The organism is Hyphomicrobium sp. (assembly GCF_020852195.1).
GTDB lineage: Bacteria > Pseudomonadota > Alphaproteobacteria > Rhizobiales > Hyphomicrobiaceae > Hyphomicrobium_C.
This window is the reverse complement of record NZ_JADZBI010000053.1, coordinates 1-4,507: the sequence shown is the minus strand read 5'-3', so window position 1 is coordinate 4,507 and position 4,507 is coordinate 1. Positions and strand designations below refer to the sequence as shown.

The following is a 4,507-nucleotide window of genomic DNA, read 5'->3' as shown; positions in this document are numbered from 1 at the left end:
GGTCGAGTTCGAGCGTGATGCCGACGCCGCCCTTGTCGGCCATCTCGGACGACGACGAGGTCAGGCCCGCCGCGCCCATGTCCTGGATGGCGATGATGGCGTCCGACGCCATCAGCTCCAGGCACGCCTCGATCAGAAGCTTCTCGGTGAACGGGTCGCCCACCTGAACGGTCGGGCGCTTTTCCTCGCTCTTGTCGTCGAACTCGGCCGACGCCATGGTCGCGCCGTGAATGCCGTCGCGGCCCGTCTTGGAGCCGACATACACCACCGGCAGGCCGACGCCCTTGGCCGCCGAGTAGAAGATCTTGTCGGTCCTGGCGAGACCGACGCACATGGCGTTGACGAGGATGTTGCCGTTGTAGCCGGCATCGAAGTTGACCTCTCCGCCGACCGTGGGCACGCCGACGCAGTTTCCGTAGCCCCCGATGCCGGACACGACGCCTGACACGAGGTGGCGCGTCTTGGGATGGGAGGGGTCGCCGAAGCGCAGCGCGTTGAGGTTCGCGATCGGCCGCGCGCCCATGGTGAATACGTCGCGCATGATGCCGCCGACGCCCGTGGCGGCACCCTGATAGGGCTCGATGTAGGAGGGGTGGTTGTGGCTCTCCATCTTGAACACGGCCGCGTCCCCGTCCCCGAGGTCGACGACGCCGGCGTTCTCGCCGGGGCCCTGGATCACCTTGGCGCCCGAGGTCGGCAGCGTCCGGAGCCACACGCGCGACGACTTATAGGAGCAGTGCTCGCGCCACATCACCGAGAAGATGCCGAGCTCGGTGAGGCGCGGCTCCCGGCCCAGGATCTTGAGCAGGCGCTGGTATTCGTCGGGCTTGAGGCCGTGTCCTGCTACGATCTCGGGGGTGATCTTGGAGGTCGCGGTATCCTGCATCAGGCCTGGCCTTCGGGTCTCGCAGCGGCGTGGATGTAAGTCGGGGCTTACTGTCTGTAAGCGCGGTTTGTACGTGTATTGCGGTGCTTATAGCGGCGCGTGCGGTCCTTGTCGCTTGGGGACGCGACTTCTCCCACGGGCGTGACATCGCATCACCGTCCGGCCGGGAGGTTACGGGCCGTGCGCCTTGATCCGGATCACAGGTGCGACAACGGATCATTGCGACAGGAACGCGCTGCACAAAATCGGCCGCTGCTATGCAGCATCATGAATTCTCTCCGAAGAGTCATAGTGTTAGAGAATGTCCAAGCCGGAATGCAGGCCACCAAGAGCATGCCGCGGCGATCGCTGAGCTTCTCATCATCTGAAGGAGAGAACCATGTTGAAGGCGACGAGGAAGACCGTTGCTGCAGCAGCGGGTGTGATGGGTGTTCTGGCGGCCGGAGCCGTATTTGCCGATCCTGCCGCCAAGGTCGACCAGGGCAGCAAGCACGAGATCATGTCGCCCGGGCGAGGCCTGAGCCTCGATATCGGCGGCAAGCACGCGGTCGGCTACTTCGAGACCAAGGACAACGCCTGCCATCTGACCGTCGTCGTGGCGGACGTCACGGGCGGCGAGACGGGCCTCGACAGCCCCGGCACCCGCTTTGTCGTGCCGGTGATCCCTGGCCGGGGCGTGCAGGTGGACGCTAGCGCCGGCCAGTCCGCGGAGTTCTTCTGCGGTCCGGGTGCCACGCGCATGAACGCACGCGTATTCGATCGTGCGCCCTACAAGTCGTAGGTCTAGAGACTACCTAGGTAGTCGTGCCCAAATATGGAGCAGGCCGCGAGCCTGCTCCATTCTTGTTAAGCCAATGAAGATGTTGGCATATTTATGAAGGCGGCATTCCGCCGCTGCGCCGGATGCATTGCTGGCAAGCAAGGCCTGCACTGGCTGAGGCACCGGGAGTCGACTATCTCTATGGCCACGACAAGCACCAACATAGAGAGACTTCCAATGAAAGCCGTGTTGCTCGCGCTCCTGCAGTCCAAGGGCCCCGTTTCGGGCCGTGGCTCCAAGCAGCGCTGAGTTCGGCCCGCCCGGTGAGATGCCGGGTACCGATACTCACCCCGGCGAAGCCGGGGGAATAGTGGGGACGGACCGCAAGGTTCGTCCCCATTTGCTTTTGGGGAGTCCGGGAGAGGTCGCCGCGAGGCGCTAGAGCCCCGAGCGGTGGGGAGGCGTCAGGTGCTCAGCCCATCGCCTCCACGGCGTTGAGCAACGCGCTTTCGAACACGCGCCGGCCATCGGTGCCGCCGAGCATCTTTTCGTACATCCGCTCCGGATGCGGCATCATGCCGAGGATGCGCCCGGTGGGGTCGGTGATCCCCGCGATGTTGCGCTGCGCCCCGTTCGGGCCGGTCTCGGGCGCGACGTTGCCCTCAGCGTCCGAATAGCGGAATACGACCCGCCCTTCGCCCTCGAGCCGGTCCAGCGTCTCGTCGTCCGCGAAATAATTGCCCTCCGCATGCGCGATCGGCACCCGGATGACCTCGCCCTTGCGGTAGCATTTGGTGAAGAACGTGTTGTCGCTCTCGACCTTGAGGTGCACGTCGCGGCAGATGAAGCGCAGCGAGGCGTTGCGCATCAAGACGCCGGGCAATAACCCCGACTCGCACAGGATCTGGAAACCGTTGCAAATGCCGAGCACCGGCGTGCCGGCCTTCGCCTTGGCGATCACGTCGCGCATGATGGGCGAGTGCGCCGCCATGGCGCCGCAGCGCAAATAGTCGCCGTAGGAGAAGCCGCCCGGCAGCACGATGAGATCGGAGGCCGGCACCGTCGCGTCGCCGTGCCAGACCATCTTGACCGGAAAGCCCGTGATGGCTTCCAGCGCCGTCTTCACGTCGCGGTCGCAGTTGGAGCCGGGAAAGACGATGACGGAAGCGCGCAGCATGTTTCGGCTCTCCTGTTCGTATTTCAGGGTGCAGGCGAAAGAGGCGACTTTCCCTCTTTCCTGCGTTCGACCTCGTGCCGCGACGCGTTGGTGAGCTCCGTGTCGCCGGACTTCATGTCTGCCATAAGGATGGTGAACTGGCCCTGGTCGCCGTAGCCGCAGCCCTTGCTCTCGGCGGTCCACACCTCCGTCACCTGCTTGCGGAACGTCCTGAGCGTGACTGCCGGATGCGCCGGGTGGCCCGGCGCGGTGAAGGCGATCTGCACGCGCCACCTGTCGGGGACCGCGAGCGTTGCGATCTCGTAGCCGCCCTCCTGGCTCCATTCCGCGCCCGCGAGCGATTGCACGTCCGCGCGCATGCCATGGTAGCCGAGCGCGCAGTCGATGGTCGGCGGACCGGCACCCTGCGCGGCCGCGCCCGCCGGTACGATCATGCTGGCCAGCCAGATTGCCATCCGGGACCGCGGCATCGTCAGGGCTGCAACTCGTAGCTGTAGTTCTCGATCACCGTGTTGGCGAGCAGGTCGCGGCACATGCGGTCCACCGCCTCGCGCGCCTTCTCCTCGCTCATGCCGGCGACATCGACCTCGATGTACTTGCCTTGGCGTACGTCGTTGACGCCCTCGAAGCCGAGCGCGCCGAGCGCGTTCTGAATGGCCTTGCCCTGCGGATCGAGCACGCCGGGTTTGAGGGTGATCTTGATGCGGGCTTTCATGGGGCCTCTCAGCGTTGTCATCCCGGAAAGGCGAGGCGTCAGCCGAAGCCTTGTCCGGGACCCAGGGGGCCGCGACTACGAACGTCGCAAGAAACCGGTCTGGATCCCGGCTTTTCGCGCTAGCGCGCTTGGGCCGGGATGACAAGGTGACGGAAGGCGTCGCCCACGGTCAGTTCGGCTTCCCGGTCGGGTTCGACGCCACGAGCACCGGGCCCACGCCCTTGGGCGGACGCTGCTCGGTCAGCACGCCGAGGCGGCGCGCCACCTCCTGATAGGCCTCCAGCACGCCGCCGAGGTCGCGGCGGAAGCGGTCCTTGTCGAGCTTGTCGCCCGAGGAGATGTCCCACAGGCGGCAGCAGTCGGGGCTGATCTCGTCGGCCAGCACGATGCGCATCTGCTCGTTGTCCCACAGTCGCCCGAACTCGACCTTGAAGTCGACGAGGCGGATGCCGATGCCGAGGAACAGGCCGACCAGGAAGTCGTTGACGCGCAGCGCGAGCTGCATGATCTCGTCGATCTCCTGCGGCGTCGCCCAGCCGAAGGCCGTGATGTGCTCTTCCGAGACCATCGGGTCGTTGAGGTTGTCGGCCTTGTAGTAGAACTCGATGATCGAGCGCGGGAGCTGCGTGCCTTCCTCGAGGCCGAGCCGCGTCGCGAGCGAGCCCGCCGCCACGTTGCGCACCACCACCTCGAGCGGGATGATCTCCACCTCGCGGATGAGCTGCTCGCGCATGTTGAGGCGCTTCATGAAGTGCGTGGGCACGCCGATCTCGCCGAGCCGCTGGAAGATGTACTCGGAGATGCGGTTGTTGAGCACGCCCTTGCCTTCGATCAGCGCGTGCTTCTTCGCGTTGAAGGCAGTAGCGTCGTCCTTGAAGTGCTGACTGAGAGTGCCGGGCTCCGGTCCTTCGTAAAGAACCTTCGCCTTGCCCTCGTAGATTCGACGCCGCTTGTTCATCGATCCTGGTC

Annotated in this window: 6 protein-coding genes; 1 reads left to right on the top strand and 5 read right to left on the bottom strand. The window is 65.3% G+C overall.

Going from position 1 to position 4,507, the window contains the following annotated elements; translation table 11 throughout:
- Window positions 1-886: AIR synthase related protein (locus IT540_RS04200; protein ID WP_291173723.1), on the bottom strand; the 886-nt coding region annotated here is incomplete at its 3' end.
- Between the two features lie 379 nt (window positions 887-1,265).
- On the opposite strand from IT540_RS04200, the gene IT540_RS04195 reads away from it, so the two are divergent.
- Window positions 1,266-1,667, top strand: a complete 402-nt coding sequence (locus IT540_RS04195) for a hypothetical protein (protein ID WP_291173720.1) — start codon at window positions 1,266-1,268, stop codon at window positions 1,665-1,667.
- Between the two features lie 451 nt (window positions 1,668-2,118).
- On the opposite strand, the gene purQ is transcribed toward IT540_RS04195, so the two are convergent.
- The 4 genes from purQ to purC form a co-directional block, all read right to left on the bottom strand.
- Entirely contained in the window at window positions 2,119-2,823 is a 705-nt protein-coding gene (purQ, locus tag IT540_RS04190; protein ID WP_291173717.1) for a phosphoribosylformylglycinamidine synthase subunit PurQ, read from the bottom strand.
- A 23-nt stretch (window positions 2,824-2,846) separates the two neighbouring features.
- Window positions 2,847-3,278, bottom strand: a complete 432-nt coding sequence (locus IT540_RS04185; protein WP_291173714.1) for a hypothetical protein — start codon at window positions 3,276-3,278, stop codon at window positions 2,847-2,849.
- A gap of 17 nt (window positions 3,279-3,295) precedes the next feature.
- Window positions 3,296-3,538, bottom strand: coding sequence for a phosphoribosylformylglycinamidine synthase subunit PurS (gene purS, locus IT540_RS04180; protein ID WP_291173711.1), 243 nt, complete (start codon window positions 3,536-3,538; stop codon window positions 3,296-3,298).
- A 169-nt stretch (window positions 3,539-3,707) separates the two neighbouring features.
- Window positions 3,708-4,496 carry a phosphoribosylaminoimidazolesuccinocarboxamide synthase gene (purC, locus tag IT540_RS04175; protein WP_291173726.1) on the bottom strand — a complete coding sequence of 263 codons (789 nt, stop codon included), beginning with the start codon at window positions 4,494-4,496 and terminating at the stop codon, window positions 3,708-3,710.
- Between the last annotated feature and the right edge of the window lie 11 nt (window positions 4,497-4,507).

Coding starts and splice junctions, on each gene's coding strand:
- IT540_RS04195 (WP_291173720.1), top strand. CDS start 1,266: ATGTTGAAGGCGACGAGGAAGACCGTTGCTGCAGCAGCGGGTGTGATG.
- purQ (WP_291173717.1), bottom strand. CDS start 2,823: ATGCTGCGCGCTTCCGTCATCGTCTTTCCCGGCTCCAACTGCGACCGC.
- IT540_RS04185 (WP_291173714.1), bottom strand. CDS start 3,278: ATGGCAATCTGGCTGGCCAGCATGATCGTACCGGCGGGCGCGGCCGCG.
- purS (WP_291173711.1), bottom strand. CDS start 3,538: ATGAAAGCCCGCATCAAGATCACCCTCAAACCCGGCGTGCTCGATCCG.
- purC (WP_291173726.1), bottom strand. CDS start 4,496: ATGAACAAGCGGCGTCGAATCTACGAGGGCAAGGCGAAGGTTCTTTAC.